Annotated in this window: 1 protein-coding gene; it reads right to left on the reverse strand. The window is 30.7% G+C overall.

The annotated features are described in order from the left end of the window. Positions 1–294: 294 nt before the first annotated feature. Positions 295–1,209 (reverse strand): DMT family transporter, encoded by a 915-nt coding sequence (locus tag BAU27_RS06290; RefSeq protein WP_175546524.1) that lies wholly within the window; start codon positions 1,207–1,209, stop codon positions 295–297. Between the last annotated feature and the right edge of the window lie 399 nt (positions 1,210–1,608).

Raw genomic sequence — 1,608 nt, forward strand, 5'->3', positions numbered from 1 at the left:
GCTCATTTGCGACTTCCTTATGTTAACATCTTCGTTAGTTAATGTCAACTAAGTTTTTTATTTCGTTTGCCGCGTTTTGCGTTATTGCATCGGCGACTTGTTCTATATTACACCTCTATAGTCTAATCGTCAACACCTTTTATTCAATTAATAATAAAAATAATTCCAAAGGTATTTTTTATATTAATTTCAGTTATTTATTTTCTCTATTTCAATGAAAATAATAAAAAAGGACATCTCATTACATACAAGACGTCCTTTTAATTAAACATTATATACATGCACTTATAAACCTTAACAATCTTCATTCTCTTTAATATTTCGATCGCCTAACATAAATAAATTAATTAATTTACGTTTATCTGCCCATATCACTCCAAATAAGACTAAGCCACCGCCTATTACTATTCTCCATGTTAATGATTCATTTAATAGAACAATTGAAGCAACAATACTTATTAATGGTAATGCATTTAAATATAATCCACTTACTGATGCAGCAACTCTCTCTAGTGCTTTATTCCAAAACCAATATGCTAGAATTGTCGCCCCAATAACAAGATACATCACACTAAGTCCAGTCTTCCACGTTTCAACCTTTGGGAAACCATAGTAAAAAGTTTCTATCATCGCAAATGGTAATAAAATCAACGCCCCAATAATTAAAGTTAATGTTGTAAAAACCTTTTTTGATAGATACTGTTCCTGTTTTGGCTGTTTTAACAATACCGTATAGAAAGCAAATAAGAAAGTACTTAATAAAATAAGGATATCTCCTATTAAAGACACCTCTTGATCGACATTATTAGATGGAATTGTAATAAGAAGCACCCCTATAACCCCTAATATAATACCTATCCAATAATTCAGCTGAATTTTCTCTTTCAAAAAGAACGCCGAAAAAAGTATTGTAACTAGCGGTAACGCAGCATCTATGATACTAACATGCAATCCACTTGTTAAAGAAATGCCGTAGGATGTGAACATAAAGTATCCAGCTACACCAGTAAAAGATAACAAACTCATTCTTTTCCATGGAATATATTTATGTACAACCGCTTTTTGTAGTTCGTTAAATGAGAAAAGCATACAAATTCCACCCGCAAAGAAAAGACGAATAAACAACAAAGTAAATGGTTGAATGGATTCTAATGCCCACTTCGTTGGTGCAATTGCCGTCCCCCATAATATAACAGCCACTAATAACATACATATTTCCTTCATAATCCCCCACACCCATCAAAAAATATATATTAACTACCTTAATTATAGATTTTTTCTTATATAAAATCCTTTAAAAACACAAAAGGTTATGCGAAAAAGAGCTATCTAGCTCTTTTTCGCATAACCTTTTCATATAAGATCTAAAACATCCTTATTCATACTACAACTTAATCAACACAAAAAGGTAATTCTTACCTTCAACTACTATTTAAAAGTATTAACTTTATAACCTTTTTATCGCCTTATCATCCAAATTTATTTTAAACAGCCTCTATTTCATTCTTTTTCTTCTTTAGCGTCATTCAATTTATTGGTTTTAACATTTGGTAAATAAAAATAAACACAAAAAACCTAAGTCGAAACGACTTAGGTTTTTGCTTGGCG

Origin of the sequence: Bacillus sp. NH11B (assembly GCF_001884205.1) — a bacterium.
GTDB lineage: Bacteria > Bacillota > Bacilli > Bacillales > Bacillaceae_G > Bacillus_A > Bacillus_A proteolyticus.